The following is a 598-nucleotide window of genomic DNA, read 5'->3' as shown; positions in this document are numbered from 1 at the left end:
CGCACTGGATGGGCCATCGCCCCTGCCTGCCGGACAGCCTGCCCGTGATAGGGCCCGTGCGTGCCTGGCCGGGGCTGTGGTGTGCCTTCGGGCATGGGCATCTCGGCCTGACCGGCTCCGCGCCGACGGGAGCGCTGCTCGCCGCCGCCATGCTCGGCCCGGCCCCCAACACCGACCTGACGCCCTTCGGCGTGGAGCGCTTCGCATGAGCACCTCCGAAGCCGTGAACGCCGTGCTGCGGCCGACACATGGTGAGCTCGCGCGCCGTATCCTGGCGCTGGCGGCACCGACCTCGCTGATGTCGGCGCTGCAGGTGGCGGCGCTGCTCATGGAGACGGTGATCGCGGCCCGGCTCGGCCGCACGGCGCTGGCGGGCTGGGCGGTGGTGCTGCCCTTTTCCCTGCTGCTCGGCCRGATGTCGGCCGGGGCCATGGGCGGCGGCGTGGTGAGCGCCATCGCCCGTGCGCTGGGCGCGAAGAAGGAGGAGGAGGCCTCGCAGCTCGCCGTGCACGCCCTGCTGATCGCGTTGGGCTTCGCGGCGATGTTCGTGGTCGTGCTGGCGATCCTGCCGGGCGTGGTGCTGCCGCTGATCGGCGGC

General features: G+C 73.7%; 2 protein-coding genes. Both read left to right on the top strand.

Annotated features, from left to right (window positions below):
• The coding region (locus AC1DWF_RS36485) for an NAD(P)/FAD-dependent oxidoreductase (RefSeq protein WP_476843321.1) at positions 1 to 209 on the top strand (209 nt) is incomplete at its 5' end.
• Positions 206 to 598: MATE family efflux transporter (locus AC1DWF_RS36480; RefSeq protein WP_476843320.1), on the top strand; the 393-nt coding region annotated here is incomplete at its 3' end. The genes AC1DWF_RS36485 and AC1DWF_RS36480, both read left to right, overlap by 4 nt.

This window comes from Aminobacter sp. P4_D5 (assembly GCF_056401815.1).
Note: the sequence above shows the minus strand (reverse complement) of the source record. Positions and strands in the feature narration are given on the sequence as shown.